The organism is Paracoccus ravus (assembly GCF_004522175.1).
GTDB classification, from domain to species: Bacteria; Pseudomonadota; Alphaproteobacteria; order Rhodobacterales; family Rhodobacteraceae; genus Paracoccus; species Paracoccus ravus.
Genome location: NZ_SDEB01000007.1, coordinates 114301 through 130106, shown reverse-complemented (window position 1 = coordinate 130106; position 15806 = coordinate 114301). Strand labels below are relative to the sequence as shown.

General features: G+C 64.2%; 15 protein-coding genes. 5 read left to right on the top strand and 10 right to left on the bottom strand.

Annotation, left to right across the window (positions count from 1 at the left end; translation table 11 throughout):
• Positions 1 to 337: 337 nt before the first annotated feature.
• The 5 genes from ESZ60_RS08230 to ESZ60_RS08210 form a co-directional block, all read right to left on the bottom strand.
• Positions 338 to 1573: a hypothetical protein gene (locus ESZ60_RS08230; protein ID WP_134680077.1), complete on the bottom strand. Its 1236-nt coding sequence runs from the start codon at positions 1571 to 1573 to the stop codon at positions 338 to 340.
• Entirely contained in the window at positions 1570 to 2619 is a 1050-nt protein-coding gene (locus ESZ60_RS08225) for an immunoglobulin domain-containing protein (RefSeq protein WP_134680075.1), read from the bottom strand. The genes ESZ60_RS08230 and ESZ60_RS08225 overlap by 4 nt, the downstream gene beginning before the upstream one ends.
• A gap of 1 nt (position 2620) precedes the next feature.
• Entirely contained in the window at positions 2621 to 3073 is a 453-nt protein-coding gene (locus ESZ60_RS08220; protein ID WP_134680073.1) for a hypothetical protein, read from the bottom strand.
• Positions 3074 to 3325: 252 nt separating this feature from the next.
• The gene (gene guaA / locus ESZ60_RS08215; protein WP_134680071.1) at positions 3326 to 4885 is read right to left on the bottom strand and encodes a glutamine-hydrolyzing GMP synthase; all 1560 of its coding nucleotides are present in this window, start codon (positions 4883 to 4885) and stop codon (positions 3326 to 3328) included.
• A 118-nt stretch (positions 4886 to 5003) separates the two neighbouring features.
• Positions 5004 to 5615 (bottom strand): thiamine phosphate synthase, encoded by a 612-nt coding sequence (locus ESZ60_RS08210; RefSeq protein ID WP_134680069.1) that lies wholly within the window; start codon positions 5613 to 5615, stop codon positions 5004 to 5006.
• A 73-nt stretch (positions 5616 to 5688) separates the two neighbouring features.
• Here ESZ60_RS08210 and ESZ60_RS08205 point away from each other — a divergent pair, with 73 nt between their 5' ends.
• The 3 genes from ESZ60_RS08205 to ESZ60_RS08195 are packed head-to-tail and all read left to right on the top strand — an operon-like array spanning position 5689 to position 9098.
• Positions 5689 to 6429 carry an RNA methyltransferase gene (locus tag ESZ60_RS08205; RefSeq protein WP_134680067.1) on the top strand — a complete coding sequence of 247 codons (741 nt, stop codon included), beginning with the start codon at positions 5689 to 5691 and terminating at the stop codon, positions 6427 to 6429.
• Positions 6430 to 6483: 54 nt separating this feature from the next.
• Positions 6484 to 7629 (top strand): heme A synthase, encoded by a 1146-nt coding sequence (gene ctaA, locus ESZ60_RS08200; RefSeq protein ID WP_134680065.1) that lies wholly within the window; start codon positions 6484 to 6486, stop codon positions 7627 to 7629.
• Entirely contained in the window at positions 7626 to 9098 is a 1473-nt protein-coding gene (locus tag ESZ60_RS08195) for a carboxypeptidase M32 (RefSeq protein ID WP_134680063.1), read from the top strand. The genes ctaA and ESZ60_RS08195 overlap by 4 nt, the downstream gene beginning before the upstream one ends.
• Positions 9099 to 9108: 10 nt before the next feature.
• On the opposite strand, the gene ESZ60_RS08190 is transcribed toward ESZ60_RS08195, so the two are convergent.
• The 5 genes from ESZ60_RS08190 to ESZ60_RS20715 are packed head-to-tail and all read right to left on the bottom strand — an operon-like array spanning position 9109 to position 13779.
• Positions 9109 to 10458 (bottom strand): cytochrome P450, encoded by a 1350-nt coding sequence (locus tag ESZ60_RS08190; protein ID WP_134680061.1) that lies wholly within the window; start codon positions 10456 to 10458, stop codon positions 9109 to 9111.
• Positions 10455 to 11654 carry a hypothetical protein gene (locus ESZ60_RS08185; RefSeq protein ID WP_134680059.1) on the bottom strand — a complete coding sequence of 400 codons (1200 nt, stop codon included), beginning with the start codon at positions 11652 to 11654 and terminating at the stop codon, positions 10455 to 10457. The genes ESZ60_RS08190 and ESZ60_RS08185 overlap by 4 nt, the downstream gene beginning before the upstream one ends.
• A 38-nt stretch (positions 11655 to 11692) precedes the next feature.
• Positions 11693 to 12394: a M48 family metallopeptidase gene (locus ESZ60_RS08180; RefSeq protein WP_134680057.1), complete on the bottom strand. Its 702-nt coding sequence runs from the start codon at positions 12392 to 12394 to the stop codon at positions 11693 to 11695.
• A 27-nt stretch (positions 12395 to 12421) separates the two neighbouring features.
• On the bottom strand, positions 12422 to 13603 hold the full coding sequence (locus ESZ60_RS08175; RefSeq protein ID WP_134680055.1) for a vWA domain-containing protein: 1182 nt from the start codon (positions 13601 to 13603) through the stop codon (positions 12422 to 12424).
• Positions 13603 to 13779 carry a hypothetical protein gene (locus ESZ60_RS20715; protein WP_167620087.1) on the bottom strand — a complete coding sequence of 59 codons (177 nt, stop codon included), beginning with the start codon at positions 13777 to 13779 and terminating at the stop codon, positions 13603 to 13605. Before ESZ60_RS20715 ends, ESZ60_RS08175 begins: the two co-directional genes overlap by 1 nt.
• Before the next feature lie 105 nt (positions 13780 to 13884).
• On the opposite strand from ESZ60_RS20715, the gene ESZ60_RS08170 reads away from it, so the two are divergent.
• Both ESZ60_RS08170 and ESZ60_RS08165 read left to right on the top strand, forming a co-directional pair.
• Positions 13885 to 15009, top strand: coding sequence for a Ppx/GppA phosphatase family protein (locus ESZ60_RS08170; RefSeq protein WP_134680053.1), 1125 nt, complete (start codon positions 13885 to 13887; stop codon positions 15007 to 15009).
• Between the two features lies 1 nt (position 15010).
• Positions 15011 to 15778, top strand: a complete 768-nt coding sequence (locus ESZ60_RS08165) for an RlmE family RNA methyltransferase (protein WP_134680047.1) — start codon at positions 15011 to 15013, stop codon at positions 15776 to 15778.
• Positions 15779 to 15806: the final 28 nt, after the last annotated feature.

Sequence of the window (15806 nt, the reverse complement as noted above, 5' to 3'; positions counted from 1 at the left end):
CGGTCGAACTGGCCGAATTGCGCCGCGAGCCCCTTCGCCTGAAAGAAGAGGTTGAAGTGACGAACAAGGCCTCGGCTTTTCTCGCACAGTGGGCCACGAAACCTCAAGCGCGACACTTGCCTTCATCGCTGGCCGGGTTGCCGAACACGGTATTCGCCTCATATGCCCCTTCTTGGCCCTGGGTTCCAAGGCCTGACAGACCTGCGCAAAAAAGCGCGCCGGTCAGAGCCTGCCTGCCATAGCGGTATGTCCTGCCGCTGATCTGAAGCCCAAGCGCGACAGGGACCGCACGCCATTTCAGGATTGGACTGATACGGCAGAGGGCCACTGGAACGCCTCAGAACTCCGGCAGGAACTGGTCCCCGACGAAGGTTCCGCGAAACCCTGGCAAGGGCCGCCAGAGTTGTTCGCCCTGCACGAAGCGCGAAGCGCGGCTTTCGCTGGCAAAGAGCGTGCTGCGATGCGCCGACATGCTGCGGCCCAAATCGTCCAGGAAACCCGAGCAGTCCTGAAATTGATGGGCGAAGCGAAGCCAGGACGAATCGTCCGATGCCAGGGTCAGGGTCACGCTGCCACCGCCCCAGTCGACCGTGGCTTCCAGGATGCCGCCCTCGGCCTCGAAGCCGAAATTGGCGCAGGTCGCCGCACCTCCGAAATGCTCATAGAGCCCATGACGTTCAATCAGGGTCTCGCCGGGGCGCAGGACGAAATCGACCCTTACCATGCGACCCTCGCGCGCGACGGAATAGGTGATGTTCCATTCCTTCCCGGCTTCGATCTCGGCTGCTGCCCAGGCGCATGTCTCGCCGATCAGGACCTGCGTCGCGCCATCGGGATGGATGTTGCGATCACTGATCGGAAAGGCGCGCTGCCAAGTCGCCAGGATACCGCCATGTTCGAGCGCGATACGGTACTGGACGCCCGGTGTGTCATAGCGGTCGCCGATGCTGTTCACATCCGCCCCATTCACCACCACGATCAATCGCGGGTCCTGACCAAGGATTTCCCGCACCGAGGCAAGCGTGCCGGTATGGGCTGCCTCGAAGCCGGACCTGTATTCCGAGCCGGGCTTGTCCTTGGCGCTCGTGCCCTGGAACAAGAGGACATGCGGGCAATTCAGCCGAATGCCGAATTCGCTGGCAAGTCTTGCGCTTTCGCGCAGCCAGTGGATCTGGTTGCGACCCAGCGGGCTGCTGGCTTGAACGGACCATTCGCCGATGTCGCGGCCGCCAAAGCCATTGTCCCCGATCAGCACGCCGGATGCGGCATTCTCCTGGTCGCGCCACGCTGCCGCGCGGCAGAACTGGAACGTATAAGCGGGCGACACGCGACCCTGCCGTGCGGCTGACAGGAAGCCGCGGGCAGGATGGGCCGCATCTATCTCGGCCAGGCCAGCCCCTTGCGGTCCGACCGAATTGCCGGACATGTCACGCATCCCGAAGGTGTAATAGGCTTGCTCGGACGTGGCGGCGTCGAGTGCTGCTGCCAGATCGTCCGGAATAGCCCGGTTCTCGCTCTGGCCATAGACGGGCAGGATGTCCAGAGATGTGACGGTTGGCCTGGGGGCCGTCACGCCCCCTGCTGAAAATCCTCGACCACCTCGCGCATGGTCACATTCCAGGGCTGTCCCTCGGGGCGACCAAAGACCGCGAGCCGGTGTATCGTCCCCTTGAGATATCGCCCGACCGACAAGCGCGTCACCGACGGATCCGTCAGTCCGGCATGGGCAACGGAAAGCAGGTTGCCGGTGACGTCATATCCGCTGAGCGTGTCGGTCAGATCGTCGATCTCTGCCGCCAGGATAATGCGGTTGCCGTACTGAGCCGCGCCCAGCCCCAGATTGACAGAGTTGTCGTCAACACCGGTCGATTGCATCGTGCCGGCATTATTGCGCAATTTGACATGGCCGCCGGTGCCGTCGATGATCTGCCCGATATTCGACCCGTAACCCGTCAGTGTGACATCCGCGACGACAAAGAGTCCGTCGGTCGTGGGCTGGTTCGCAAGGATCGGAGATTGCAGATAGCTGCCATCGGCGAAAACCAAGCCCGCCTCGGTCATTTGCACGGCACTTCCGGTCCCGGTCTTGGCGAGGACAAAGCCGCCGCTGCCCGTGGTGTTCAGCGCTGTCACATCCTGGGCCGTTCCCGCAATCGTCGTTCCTGCATCAAAGTAGGCAAGGGCCACATTCGCATAGTCGATGGCAGGAGCCTCGACCGCCGCAACCGTCAGGCTGGCAGTTTCCGCGATGAGCGTTCCTGCCGCATTCGTCCAGGTCACCTGCAAGGCATAGATCCCTGTTTCGACGAGTTCCATCGTCAAGGCCTCGCCATCGAGCCGATCGCGAATGGAAACGCCGTCCAGCGTGAAATCCCATTCCGCCACAGGTTCCGGGCTGCCGCTTGCCTCACCCAGAAAAAGTGAGATGGTCTGACCCGGTACGGCGATAGCGGGCAGAATGCTGGGTGGGGCGAGCACCTCGGGCGGCGTATTCTCGGGCGTTCCGTGCAAAAGATTGCCCAGGCCATCATAAAGCGCGGCTGGCTCGCCCATCACCCAGATTGCGCTGATGCCATCCAGCGTCCTGAGGTCCAGTTTGTCGATCGTTTCCAACGCCATCTCAGACTCCTTTCACCAGCACGACATCCGTATCGCGCCGCTGGCTTTGCGGCAGATCCAGATATTCCTCGTAGCGGCTGCAGATCAGCAGGCGGCTCGACCCGGCCTCCTTGCTGGCCTTGAGATTCTGGGCGCTGGTCCGCTCGAGGTCACCGATGGCGATCGGCAATGCGGTGGCGATGAACAGGGATTTCAGCTCGAATACTTTCGAGACGAACTGGTTATAGCCCTCGACCATCCAACTGCTTGTCCCGTCATGGCCTTCGCCATTCACCACCAGGTCGATCGCCCACTCGCCATCCGCATTGGTGGTGGCTTCGATTTTCTGGGTGACGATGCGGACGCCGCCATCGAACATGTCCGAGCCGTTCAGCGTCGCGATGATTTTTCCGGCGGAGATCGGGTTCAGAGAGGCGTCCATCAGGACGCCGTGGACGGTGGCTTTGCTGGGCATGACGTGCTCCTGGGTGCGATGCAGATTTCGCGCCAGTATCAGGCCGATCCTTTCCTGTTGCCCGAGAGGCGCGTGCAACGCCCGGTAAGAAGCCATCCGATAAAAACAAAACTGCCCGGCAGAAGCCGGGCAGTTTCGTAAACAGGTAACAGCACGATCTTTACAAGATGACAGATAGCAGCGCTGAAAGCGCGATGTAAGCTGGCCTTTTCGTCAGCTATCCGAACGCCTAGCTGCTTGTCATCGCTGCCGTTACTCCCATTCGATCGTGCCCGGCGGCTTCGAGGTGATGTCATAGGTGCAGCGGTTGATGCCCTTGACCTCGTTGATGATCCGCGTCGCCGTCTCGCCCAGGAACTCGTGGCTGAAGGGATAGTAGTCAGCAGTCATCCCGTCGACCGAAGTCACCGCGCGCAGGGCGCAGGCGAAATCATAGGTGCGCCCGTCGCCCATCACGCCTACGGTGCGAACCGGAAGGATCGCCACGAATGCCTGCCAGATATCGTCGTAGAGCCCGTGCTTGCGGATCTGGTCGATAAAGACCGCATCCGCCTTGCGCAGAATTTCCAGCTTTTCGCGGGTGATCTCGCCGGGGCAACGGATCGCAAGACCCGGACCGGGGAAGGGGTGGCGGCCGATGAACTTCGTGGGCAGGCCGAGCTCGCGACCGAGTGCGCGAACCTCATCCTTGAACAGCTCGCGTAACGGCTCGACCAGCTTCAGACCCATCTTTTCGGGCAGACCGCCGACATTGTGGTGCGACTTGATCGTGACCGAGGGGCCGCCGCTGAAGGAAACGCTTTCGATCACGTCGGGGTAAAGCGTGCCTTGGGCGAGGAATTCCGCGCCTTCAATCTGGTGCGCGTATTTCTGGAACACGTCGATGAAGAGCTTGCCGATGGTCTTGCGCTTGACCTCGGGATCCGAGACGCCCTCAAGTTCGCCCAAGAACAGATCGCTCTCATCGGCATGGATCAGCGGGATATTGTAGGTGTCACGGAACATCGTGACGACCTCGTCGGCCTCGTTGAGGCGCAGCAACCCGTGATCGACAAAGACGCAGGTCAACTGGTCGCCGATCGCCTCGTGGATCAGCACCGCCGCGACCGAACTGTCGACGCCGCCCGACAGGCCGCAGATCACCTGCTTGTCGCCGACCTGCTCGCGGATCTTGCGGACCGCTTCTTCGCGATAGCTGGCCATGGTCCAGTCGCCGGTGAAGCCCGCCATGCGGATGAAGTTCTCCAGCATGATGCGGCCGTTCGGGGTGTGATGCACCTCGGGGTGGAACTGCACGGCGAAGAACTTGCGCGCCTCGTCGGCGATCATCGCATAGGGCGCGTTGGGCGAGGTGCCGATGACCTCGAAGCCCGGGGCGAGCTGGGTGACGCGGTCCCCGTGGCTCATCCAGACCTCTTCGCGGCCGGTATCGAACAGGCCCGCGAAGATGCCGTCGCCCTTGTGGCCCTCGGCGGGCGCGATGAAGGCGCGGCCATATTCGGCATGGTGGCCGGATTCGACGCGGCCGCCCAGCTGCTCCATCATGACCTGCTGGCCATAGCAGATGCCGAAGACCGGAACCTGCATGTCGAACAGGCTCTGCGGCGCACGCGGAGACCCCGCCTCGGTCACCGAGGCGGGGCCGCCCGACAGGATCACGGCCTGAGGGGCGAATTCTTTCAGAAAGGCGTCATCCACGGCATTGAACGGGTGGATTTCGCAATAGACGCTCAACTCGCGCAGGCGGCGCGCAATCAGCTGCGTGACCTGGGAGCCGAAGTCGATGATGAGGAGGCGCTGATGCTGTGTCATGGGCAGGCTTTAGGCCGCGTCCATGACATGCGCAAGTGCTTGGCGTGCCGCAGGGCGCGGATGCGCGTCGCTTTCGCCCTGCGGGTGTTCTTCTGGCGTGATCTGCCCGTCAGACGCGTCAGCGCCAGAGCATTCCCAGCGCCTCGGCAGGGTCGCCCTCGGACCAGATCTCGGGGCCAAGCGCGATGAAGTCGCTCAGCGGCGCAAGCTGCGCGATCAGGGCCGGAGTCAGCGCGCCTTCGGCGACGACGGGAACCTCGATCATCTCGGACCACCATTGGAAAAGGTCCAATTCGGCGATCTCGCCATGACCAAGCGCGGTCGAGCGGCAGGGGCCGAAGCTGACGTAATCGGCGCCGGCCTCGGCGGCGTTCAGCCCGTCATGGCGCGACGAGCCGCAGAAGGCGCCGACGATGGCGTCGGGGCCCAGCTCCTTGCGGGCATAGCGCACGCTGCGCGCGCCATCGGTCAGGTGGACGCCGTCCAGACCGTGCCGCAGGGCAAGCTGGATATGGTCGTCGATCACCACGGCGACGTCGCGGGCATGGGCGATCTCGCGTGCAAGATCGGCGATGCGGCCAAGCTCGTCCTCGGAGCCGGTGCCCGGAATGCGCAGGCAGGCGACCGGGAAACGGTCCATGACGTCCGCGATGAGCGGACCCACCGTCGAGGCTGCCGCCCCGACCGGCGTGATGAGATAGAGTTGAGGCGTATTCGGCTGGTCTGTCATGGCGCTGTCATCCTGTGTTCCCCATTCAGATAGCGCAGCGCCGCGCGCCTTGCCAGTAGGTCGCGGCGGCGATATGGCGACGAATATGGAACCAGCGATCATTCTCGTGCGCCCGCAGATGGGCGAAAACATCGGCGCGGCGGCCCGCGCCATGCTGAATTTCGGCCTGACCGACATGCGCCTCGTCGCGCCCCGCGACGGCTGGCCCAATCCCAAGGCGATCGCCATGGCCTCGGGCGCGGCGGGCAAGGTGCTCGACCAGGCGCGGGTCTATCCGACCTTGGCCGAGGCCATGGCCGATATCGACTATGCCTATGCCACCACGGCGCGCGGCCGCGAGCTGACCAAGCCCGTGCTGACGCCCGCCACGGCCATGTCCGACGCGCGCGCGCGCGTAGGGCAGGGCGAGCGCACGGCGATCATCTTCGGCCCCGAGCGCGCCGGTCTGGAAAACGACGACGTCGCCCGCGCCAATGCCATCATCACCGTTCCGGTGAACCCGGATTTCCCCTCGCTGAACCTCGCGCAGGCGGTCCTGCTCAATGGCTATGAATGGTCGCGCGAGAGCCTTCCCGCCCAGCCCGCGCCGCAGGGCCGCCGCCCCGATGGCGAGGTCCCCGCGACCCGGATCGAGATCGAGAAACTCGCCGATCACTGGGAGGAGAAGCTCACGGATTCCGGCTTCTTCTTCCCGCCGGAAAAGGCTCCGGCGATGAAGCTTACGCTGCGGAACTTGTGGTCGCGCCTGCCGCTGACCCGCGCCGACACCCGCATTTTCCACGGCATGCTGCGGCAACTCACCCGCCGCGATTGATTGATTTCCGGGCCGAGGCCGGTCAAGGTTCGGTCAAGCGACAAGGAAGCTGACATGGCAAGACGTCCCGTCTTTCAGGAAGTCACCGAGACGACGCCCCGCGCCACCCCGCCTGCGGGCGGCATGATCGATGCCGGAAATCGAGGTGCGCGCGGCGCGATCAGGCTGTGGCTGCTGGTGATTTTCGTGCTGGTCGTGGCGATGATCGCCCTTGGCGGCGCGACGCGCCTGACGGGTTCGGGCCTCTCGATCACCGAATGGAAGCCGGTGACCGGGGCGATCCCGCCGATGGACCCCGCCGCATGGCAGGCCGAGTTCGACAAGTACAAGCTCATCCCGCAATTCACCGAGGTCAATCCGGACATGGACCTCGGGGGCTTCAAGCAGATCTACTGGTGGGAATGGTCACATCGCCTGCTGGGCCGCCTGATCGGGCTGGTCTGGGCGGTCGGTTTCTTTGGCTTCCTCGTCGCGCGCCAGATTCCTGTCGGCTGGACCCCACGTCTGCTTCTGCTTGGCGCGCTTGGCGGCGCGCAGGGCGCGATCGGCTGGTGGATGGTGCATTCCGGCCTCTCGGGCGATCTGGTCCGCGTGGCCTCCTATCGGCTGGCGATCCATCTCGGCCTCGCCTTCGCGATCCTCGGCCTGATCGTCTGGTATGTGCTTTCGCTCGCGCGCCCCGAGGCGCAGCTGATGCGCGCCCGCCGCGCGGGTGAGGACAAGCTCTTCTCGATGACGACCGGGCTTCTGCATCTGACCTTCCTGCAGATCCTGCTCGGCGCGCTGGTGGCGGGGATTGATGCGGGCCGGACCTATACGGGTTGGCCGACCATGGGAGGCGAGTGGATTCCTGCGGAAATCTGGGACACCACATTGGGTTGGCGCAACTTCTTCGAAAATCCGGCGCTGGTGCAGTTCATCCATCGCATGACCGGCTACCTGCTTACGATCTTCGGCCTCGTTGTCTTCCTGCGTTCGCGCCGCTCGCCCCATCCGGTGACGCGGGGGGCTTACGGCGTGATGCTGGCCGCGCTCGCGGTGCAGATCCTTCTGGGCGTGATGAACGTCCTGCACGCCTCGCCGCTGCCGTTGGCGCTCGCGCATCAGCTTGGCGCGGTCGCGCTCTTCACCATGATCCTGCGGGCGCGCCACCATGCCCGTTACCCTTATGAAACCTCCGTCCGGGGAACTGTCAGATGAGCGCATTCGACGATCTTCTTGCCTTTCAGCGCCAGACCGAAGCGCTGAGTTCCGTGGCCGAGCGCCTCGGCTGGGACCAGGAGACCGTCATGCCGCGCGGCGCGACCGAGCAGCGCGCCGAGGAGATGGCCGCGATGGAGGCCGTCTTGCACGAGCGCCGCAACGATCCGCGGATCGGCGAATGGCTGGATCAGGCCGAGGCGGCAGATGACGAGGACCAGCGCATCCTGGATCTTGTCGCCCGCGACTTTCGCCGTGCGGCGCTGGTGCCGTCCCGTCTTGCCACCGAGATCGCGCGCCAGACCTCGCTGGCGCAAGGCATCTGGGCCGAGGCGCGCGCCAATGACGCGCCCGAGGACTTCCTGCCGGTTCTCAACGACATCCTGATGCTCAAGCGCGAAGAGGCGGCAGCCCTTGCGAATGGCGGAGATCTTTACGACGCGCTGCTCGACGATTACGAGCCGGGCGCGACTCAGGCGGAAATATCGGCGCTTTTCGACGCGATGCGCCCCCGGCTTGTTGCGCTCCGCGAGGATGTGCTGGGATCGGAGCATCAGCCCGCGCCGCTTCAGGGTCATTTCGCACAGGAAACGCAGCTGCGTCTGGCGCGGACCTGTGCCACGGCCTTTGGCTATGACTGGACGCGCGGGCGGATGGATATTGCGGTGCATCCCTTCAGCTCCGGGCGCTGGCAGGACAGCCGGATCACGACCCGCGTTGTCGAGACCGACCCGTTCAACTGCCTCTACTCGACCATCCATGAAGTCGGCCATTCCAGCTACGAGCAGGGTATCGACAGCGATTATGCCTTCACTCCGCTGGGGCGGGGGGTCTCGATGGGGGCGCATGAAAGCCAAAGCCGGATCTACGAAAACCAGATCGGCCGGAGCCGCGCCTTTACCGGCTGGCTTTACCAGCGCATGTCGGACGCATTTGACGGGTTGTCCGTGTCGGATGCCGAGGCCTTCTATGCCACGGTCAACCGCGTGACACCGGGTTATATCCGCACCGAAGCCGACGAGGTGCAATATAACCTGCATATCATGCTGCGCTTCGATCTCGAGCGCGACCTGATCTCGGGGCGGCTCGATACCGGCGATCTGGTCGAGGCCTGGAATGCACGTTTTCTCAAGGATTTCGGCGTGGCGGTGGATCGTCCGGCAAATGGTGTTTTGCAGGACGTGCATTGGGCAGTAGGCCTATTCGGTTATTTCCCGACCTATGCCCTTGGCAATGTCTATGCCGGTTGCCTGAACAGGGCGATGCAGGCCGCCGTTCCGGATCTGGGTCAGGCGCTCTTGCAGGGCGATGCCTCGCCCGCCGTGGAATGGCTGCGCGAGAACATGCAGCGGCACGGCGGCCTATTTGCACCGCGCGATCTGATCGAACAGGCTACGGGCGAGCCGGTGAGCGAAGCGCCTCTGCTGGACTATCTCGAGGCCAAGTTCCAGGACATCTACCGGCTCTGATCCTACAGGCTCATGACCGCCTGCGCAGCCGCAGGCGGATGCCGTCCTTGCCGCGCAGTGTCAGCCGCATGATCGGCTGGGGCGGCGTGGCAGGCGGATCCAGCCGGAAGGCTCCGACAATGGCGGATAAAAGCAGCGGACCCTCGACCATGGCGAAACCCGCGCCGGGGCAGACCCTTTGCCCGGCCGAGAAGGGGATATAGGCGGTTTTTTGGCATTCTTTGCCGTTTTCGCTGTCCCAGCGCGCGGGGTCGAAACCATGCGGATTGTCCCATAGCCGTTCATGGCGATGCAGGTGCCAGGGCGAGATCACCATCTGCGCGCCGCGCGGGACCCTGCGCCCGCGCATGATGCCCTCGTGGCGGGATTCGCGGACGGTCATGGCCACCGGTGGATAAAGCCGCAGCGCTTCGCGGAAGACAGCGCGCGAGGTTTCCAAATGCCTCACGCATGAGAATTCCGGGGCCAGCCGCGCGCGCGCCTCGCGCGCGACCCGGTCCTGCCATTCTGGGGACTCGGACAGGAGATACAGCGCCCAGGCGAGGGCCGAGGCCCCGGTCTCGTGACCGGCCAAGAAAAAGGTCGCGACTTCATCGACCATCTCGCCGCGGGAAAACGGGCAACCGTTTTCCGGGTCCGGCGTGGTCATCAGCTTGGTGGCAAGGTCCGGCGGGGCGACGCCGGCCTCGATCCGCGCGGCGCGTTCATCCACGAGCTGGCGGATCAGGGATCTGATGCGCCGGGCCGAGCGTCTCACACCGGGGCGGTGTACCCTCGCCCAGCGGGGCAGCCCGAGCAGCGCCCCCAGATTGACCATCGGCTGCGCCGCCTGATGCGCGCGGAAGGACTGAAAGACCTGACCGGCGATGCGATCCTCGATCGGGATCGAGAAAAGCGAGCGAAAGATCACATCGGCGGCAAGATGCGCGGTTTCGGGTTCGATGTCGCGCTCGCTCCCGTCCGCCTGCAATTCCAGCCGCGCGATCGCCGCCTGCGCCGCGTCCCACATCGCCGGAAAGGACTGGCGCACGCGCCCGCGTTCAAAGGCCAGGTTGATGATCCGTCGCTGCCGAAGCCAGGTCTCGTCATTCGAGATGAAGCTGGAATTTCCCAGCAAGGGTTCCAGCCCCGCCGCCATGCGCGGCGATTTCGGGAAATTCTGCGGCTGGCCGGTCAGGATCAGTTGGACAAGGTCGGGATGGTTGCAGGTAAAGCTGTGGACCACGCCACCGCGGAACTCTGCCATCCAGGCGCGGTAAAGCCTGTCGGATTGCGCGGTCAGGATGTCATGGCGAAAGTCCCGGACAAAACGCCAGACCGAGCTCTTGCCCTGTCGTCCTGCAGGTCGGGGCGGGATCATGTCGCGGTCCAGCGATTGACCGGGCGGGCGATGCGGCCGGGGGAATGCGCACGTCCGGCAAAGCGTTGCTCCAGCGTGACCGGGCCGGCGGTGATTGCGAAATAGTCGTAATCTCCCGGCCGGTCAAAGGCGCAGAGATACTGGAAATGCAGCCTGAACCAGTGAAAGCGCAAGGCGCGCCGTTTTTCGGGGGAAAGCGTCTGCGAAAAGGCCGCGGACAGGATCAGGGGATGCTTGCGTCCGGCTGGCGCGACGCCTGAAACCGCCACCGGATCGCAGAGCCCGAACGAGCAGGCATCCCCCGGCGCGGTGACATCGATCCAAGTCAACTCGTCCCGATCCGAAAGGTCCCGCAAATCCCTGCGCAGGCGATTGGCGCGGGGCAGGAACGAGGCCATCGGCACGACATGCCCCAAAGACAGGAAGGCCAGCCTTGGCCCATCCTTCGGCACATGGCCCTGCCGGATCAGATCGGCAAGGACCGAGACCCCGAGATAGGCTCCGGAACTATGCCCGACCACGAGCACCTCATCCCAGTCACCTTGCAGCACCTCGGCGATGCGAGTCGCGAATTCGGAAAGACGCGCCTCGAGTGCGGCGGGATAGGCCCCGCCATTCCGCGCCGTGAACGCGTAATCATGCATCAGGTAATAGGCAAAGATCCTGCCGTCGATCCGCTGCCACAGGCGCAGGCCCAGCCAGCACAGGGCCAGCGTGACCGGAAGTGCCAGCCAATGTCCCAGACCCGTCACCCATCCCAGCGCCCATCCCACTGCGCCGCCGACCAGAAGCGCCGCCAGCAATTGCAGGATCAGGATGACCACGGGATAGAGCGCCGCAATCACCGGACCACGGCGCAGTCGCATCAGGCGAAACAGCGCGCCGCTGCCTATATAGGCCCAGGCCGTGCGCCAAAGCTGATCATAGGTGGCCAGGATCGACTGACCCATCGAGCCCTGGACGATATCGGCCCAGACCAGAACCTCGATCTCGGCTTCGCTCGTCTGGTCACCGAACCGGCCCGCGACGCCCCAGCCAAAGCCCTTGCGGTCCCGCCTCGGCCCGAAGTCCAGGTCATAGCCCGAGATGCGGGCCTGCGCGCTGCCCTCGCGCTTGTACAGCTCGCGGTACCGCCGGGGCGGGATCGGGTCGTAGCCGGGAATGTAAAGCACGCGGCGGCGAAAGGGTCGGGTCATTACGGCTCAGAACGCTTTGCAGCCGCAGCATATGGCAATCATTTCGCGGGACAAGCCCGGTCGAGCCCCCAGCGCGCTTCGAGTCTCTCGATGGCGGCGATGCGTGCTTCGGTCTTGGGATGGGACATCAGCCAGGCCGGCTGCCCTTTTGTCCCACCGGTCAGTCCTTCCAGCTTGCGAAACAGGCTTTTCTGAGGCGCGGTGCCCAGCCCCGCCTTGACCATCAGGGCGCTTGCAAAGGCATCGGCTTCGAATTCATCCTCGCGCGATAGCCGCGCGGCCACCGCTGTTGCCACAATGCCCGCGATCCATGCGCCAATGCCGGGCAACAGCCTGCCAAGCAGACCCGCAAGGACCATGCGAATCACGTTCTGACCGGCAAAATCGACCATGCGTTTTCGCGAATGCCCATGCGCGACATGGCCCAGCTCATGCGCAATGACCGAGGCCAGCTCTGGCTCGGTGACCTCGCCGCGATCCAGCCGGTCGATGAATCCGCGGGTCAGAAAGATGCGCCCATCCGGCGCGGCCAGCCCGTTGACCGGGGCGATCTCGTAGATATGAGCCCGGATCGGTGGCAGATCCATCGCCTTGCCCAGCCGGGCCAGCATCGGCTGTAGCCTCGGGTGATCGAGCGGTGTGGATTTTGTCTGCAACTCGGCCTTGAGCCGCCAGAGCGAGAAATACCACATCGCGGCGGTGTAAAGCAGGATGAGAAGGATCGGCGTGAATTTCAGCATGTCACCAATATGGGATCGCCCGGGGCGCTAGCCAAGCAGCCGCATGGCCTCGGTCAGTCCCTCGAGTGTCAGGGGTTTCATCCTTTGCTCGAAGATCGTCTGAACCATCTGGATCGATCTTGTCTGCGGCCAGTCTGCCGGGGCGAGCGGGTTCAGCCAGACATTGTCGGGCCAGGCCTCGCGCAGACGCCGCAGCCAGATCTCGCCGGACTCGGGGTTCCAATGTTCGTTCGCGCCACCGGCGAGAGCAATCTCATAGGGTGACATGGCCGCATCACCGACGAAAATGGCCTTGTAGTCCCGGCCATAGCGATTGATCACCTCGCGGGTCGGCATGGTCTCGGTCCAGCGCCTGCGATTGTCCTTCCAGAGGGATTCGTAGATGCAGTTGTGAAAGTAGAAATGTTCGAGATGCTTGAACTCTGCGCGCGCGGCCGAAAACAATTCGTCCACCTGCCGGGCATGTTCGTCCATCGAGCCGCCGACATCCAGAAACAGCAGCACTTTCACCGCGTTATGACGCTCGGGCCGGGTCCGGACGTCGATATATCCATGCTCGGCGCTGGCGCGGATCGTGCCGGGCAGGTCCAGTTCCTCTGCCGCGCCATGCCGGGCCCATTGCCGCAACCGCTTGAGCGCAACCTTGATATTGCGGGTTCCAAGCGCCACCGAATCGTCAAAATCCCGAAATTCGCGTCGGTCCCAGACCTTGGCCGCGCGACGATGACGGCTTTCGTCTTGCCCGATGCGCACACCCTCGGGATTATAGCCGTAAGCGCCAAAGGGTGAGGTTCCCGCCGTGCCGATCCATTTGCTGCCGCCCTGATGACGGCCCTGCTGCTCGGCCAGTCGCTCGCGCAGGCGTTTCATCAGTTCCTCGAAACTGCCCGGACCCTGAATCGCTGCGCGCTCGTCCGGCGTCAGGAATTTCTCGGCCAGCTTTTCCAGCCATTCGCGCGGGATCGCGGCCTGGCTCACCAGCGCGTCCAGCGGGATTTCGTCAAGCCCCGAGAATGCCTCGGCAAAGGCCCGGTCGAAGCGGTCGATATGCGCCTCGTTCTTGACCAGAACGGCGCGGGCGAGGTGGTAGAACCCCTCGGGCGTCCAATCCGACAATCCGGCCTGAAGCCCGGCAAGCAGATCCAGATATTCCCGCAGGCTGGCCGGAACCCCGTGGCGGCGCAGGCTATCGAGAAAGGGTCGGAACATCAGCCCAGCCGGGCCAGTAGAATTGTGGCGAAGAGGCCCAGCACAGCCAGGCCGATGCCATGAGCGGCGGCGTATTGCAGCCGGTCGGCCCGCGCGCCGCCGAAGCGGGCGGCACGTCTCCAACCGATCGCGGCGCCAAGGATGAGTGCGACGATAACGATCATGTCATGCGGCATAATCCCTTCATCGCCACCTGTCGAGGGGCGCAGGGGGCGCAACCCCTTGAACCGGTGAAAGGTGCAAGCTAACTTGATCTCAACTTGAAATCGGAGGGCGTGGATATGACGCCCAGGCGTCCCGCGGGTGCGGACGCGTTCCCGAGAAATACGGTCGAGCCTTTCGTCACCCGCCCGGCCGAGGACGGGCCGCTTTACGCGGCGCTGGATCTTGGCACCAACAGTTGCCGGATGCTGATTGCCCGACCGTCGGGCAGTCAGTTCCAGGTGATCGACAGTTTCTCGAAGCCGGTCCAACTGGGGCAGGGGCTCGAGGCATCCGGCAGGCTTTCGCGTCCCTCGATGGCGCGAACGGTCCATGCCCTTCAGGTGTGCCGGCGCAAGCTAGAGACGCATAAGGTCACGCGCATGCGGCTTGTCGCGACCGAGGCCTGTCGCCGCGCCCGCAACAGCCGCGATTTCCTGCGCATGATCCGGCGCGAGACAGGTCTGCCGGTCGAGATCATCTGCGCCGAGGAAGAGGCCCGTCTTGCGGTAATCTCCTGCGCGCCTCTTGTCAGCCATCGCACGGATCAACTGCTGGTCGTCGATATCGGCGGTGGTTCGACCGAACTGGTCTGGATCGATCTGGCCGAGGTCGAACCGACGGAACGGCCGCGCGCGATCATGCGGCTGGCGGATGGGTTCCGCAATCCGCAGCCGGGCGGCGCGCGGGTGGTGGACTGGATCAGCGTGCCTCTGGGCGTCGCGACCCTGCGCGACCAGTTCGAGGATGTCGAAGAGGATGAGGGCCGCTTTGCCCTGATGTCCTGGCATTTCGAAGAGATGCTCTCGGATTTCAGCCCCTATTCGCTGAGCCAGAGCTTTGACGAGAATTTTCAGGTCATCGGCACCTCGGGGACAGTGACCACGGTGGCGGCAAGCCATCTGGGCCTGCGCCGCTATGACCGCACCAAGGTCGATGGGCTGACCATGACATCGAGCCAGATCGACCGGGTGATTCGCGACTATCTGGCGCTTGGTCCGGAAGGGCGTCGCGCCGATCCACGCATCGGCCGCGAAAGACATGCGCTGATCATGTCCGGCGCGGCGATCCTGCAGACGCTGATGCGGGTCTGGCCGACGAAAAGACTGTCAGTTGCGGATCGCGGTCTGCGCGAAGGCCTGCTATATGCCCAAATGGTCAAGGACGGGGTGCTGGCCCCCGACGGATTGAACGGGGTAGCATGAGATGAGCGACGACAAGAAACCGGGCGGTGCGAAAAAAACTTCGGGCCGCGGACAGCGTGACCTGCGGGTGCGCGTGAAATCGGCCAAGGGGCGCAAGCTGTCCAGCACGCTCTGGCTGGAACGGCAGTTGAACGATCCCTATGTCGCGCGCGCCAAGAAGGACGGCTATCGCGGCCGCGCCGCCTACAAGATCATGGAACTGGACGACAAGTTCCGCTTTCTCGTGCCCGGGGCGCGAGTCGTCGATCTGGGCTGCGCGCCGGGCGGCTGGTGCCAGGTGGCCGTGCCGCGGGTGAATGCTCTGGGCGAGAAATCCGGCAAGCGCGTCGGACGCGTGCTGGGCGTCGATCTGCAGGAGGTCGAGCCAATCGCCGGTGCAGAAGTGCATCAGTTGGATTTCCTGTCCGACGGGGCCGATGACAAGGTCAAGGAATGGCTGGGCGGGCGTGCCGATGTGGTCATGTCGGACATGGCCGCGGCCTCGTCCGGGCATAAGGGCACGGACCATTTGCGCATCGTGGCGCTGGTCGAGGCGGCGTTGCAGCTTGCCTATGACGTGCTTGAGCCGGGCGGGACGTTTGTCGCCAAAGTCCTCGCCGGCGGCGCCGAGTCCGAGATGCAGGCCCAGTTGAAGCGCAATTTCCGCAAGGTCGCGAATGTGAAGCCGCCGGCAAGCCGCTCGGATTCCTCAGAGAAATTCGTCGTGGCGCAAGGCTTCCGCGGGCGTGGCGACGACGTGGCGGGCGCGCCGGACCAGTCCGAGGAATGATCCGCATTGGCGCAATTCCGCCTGGCGT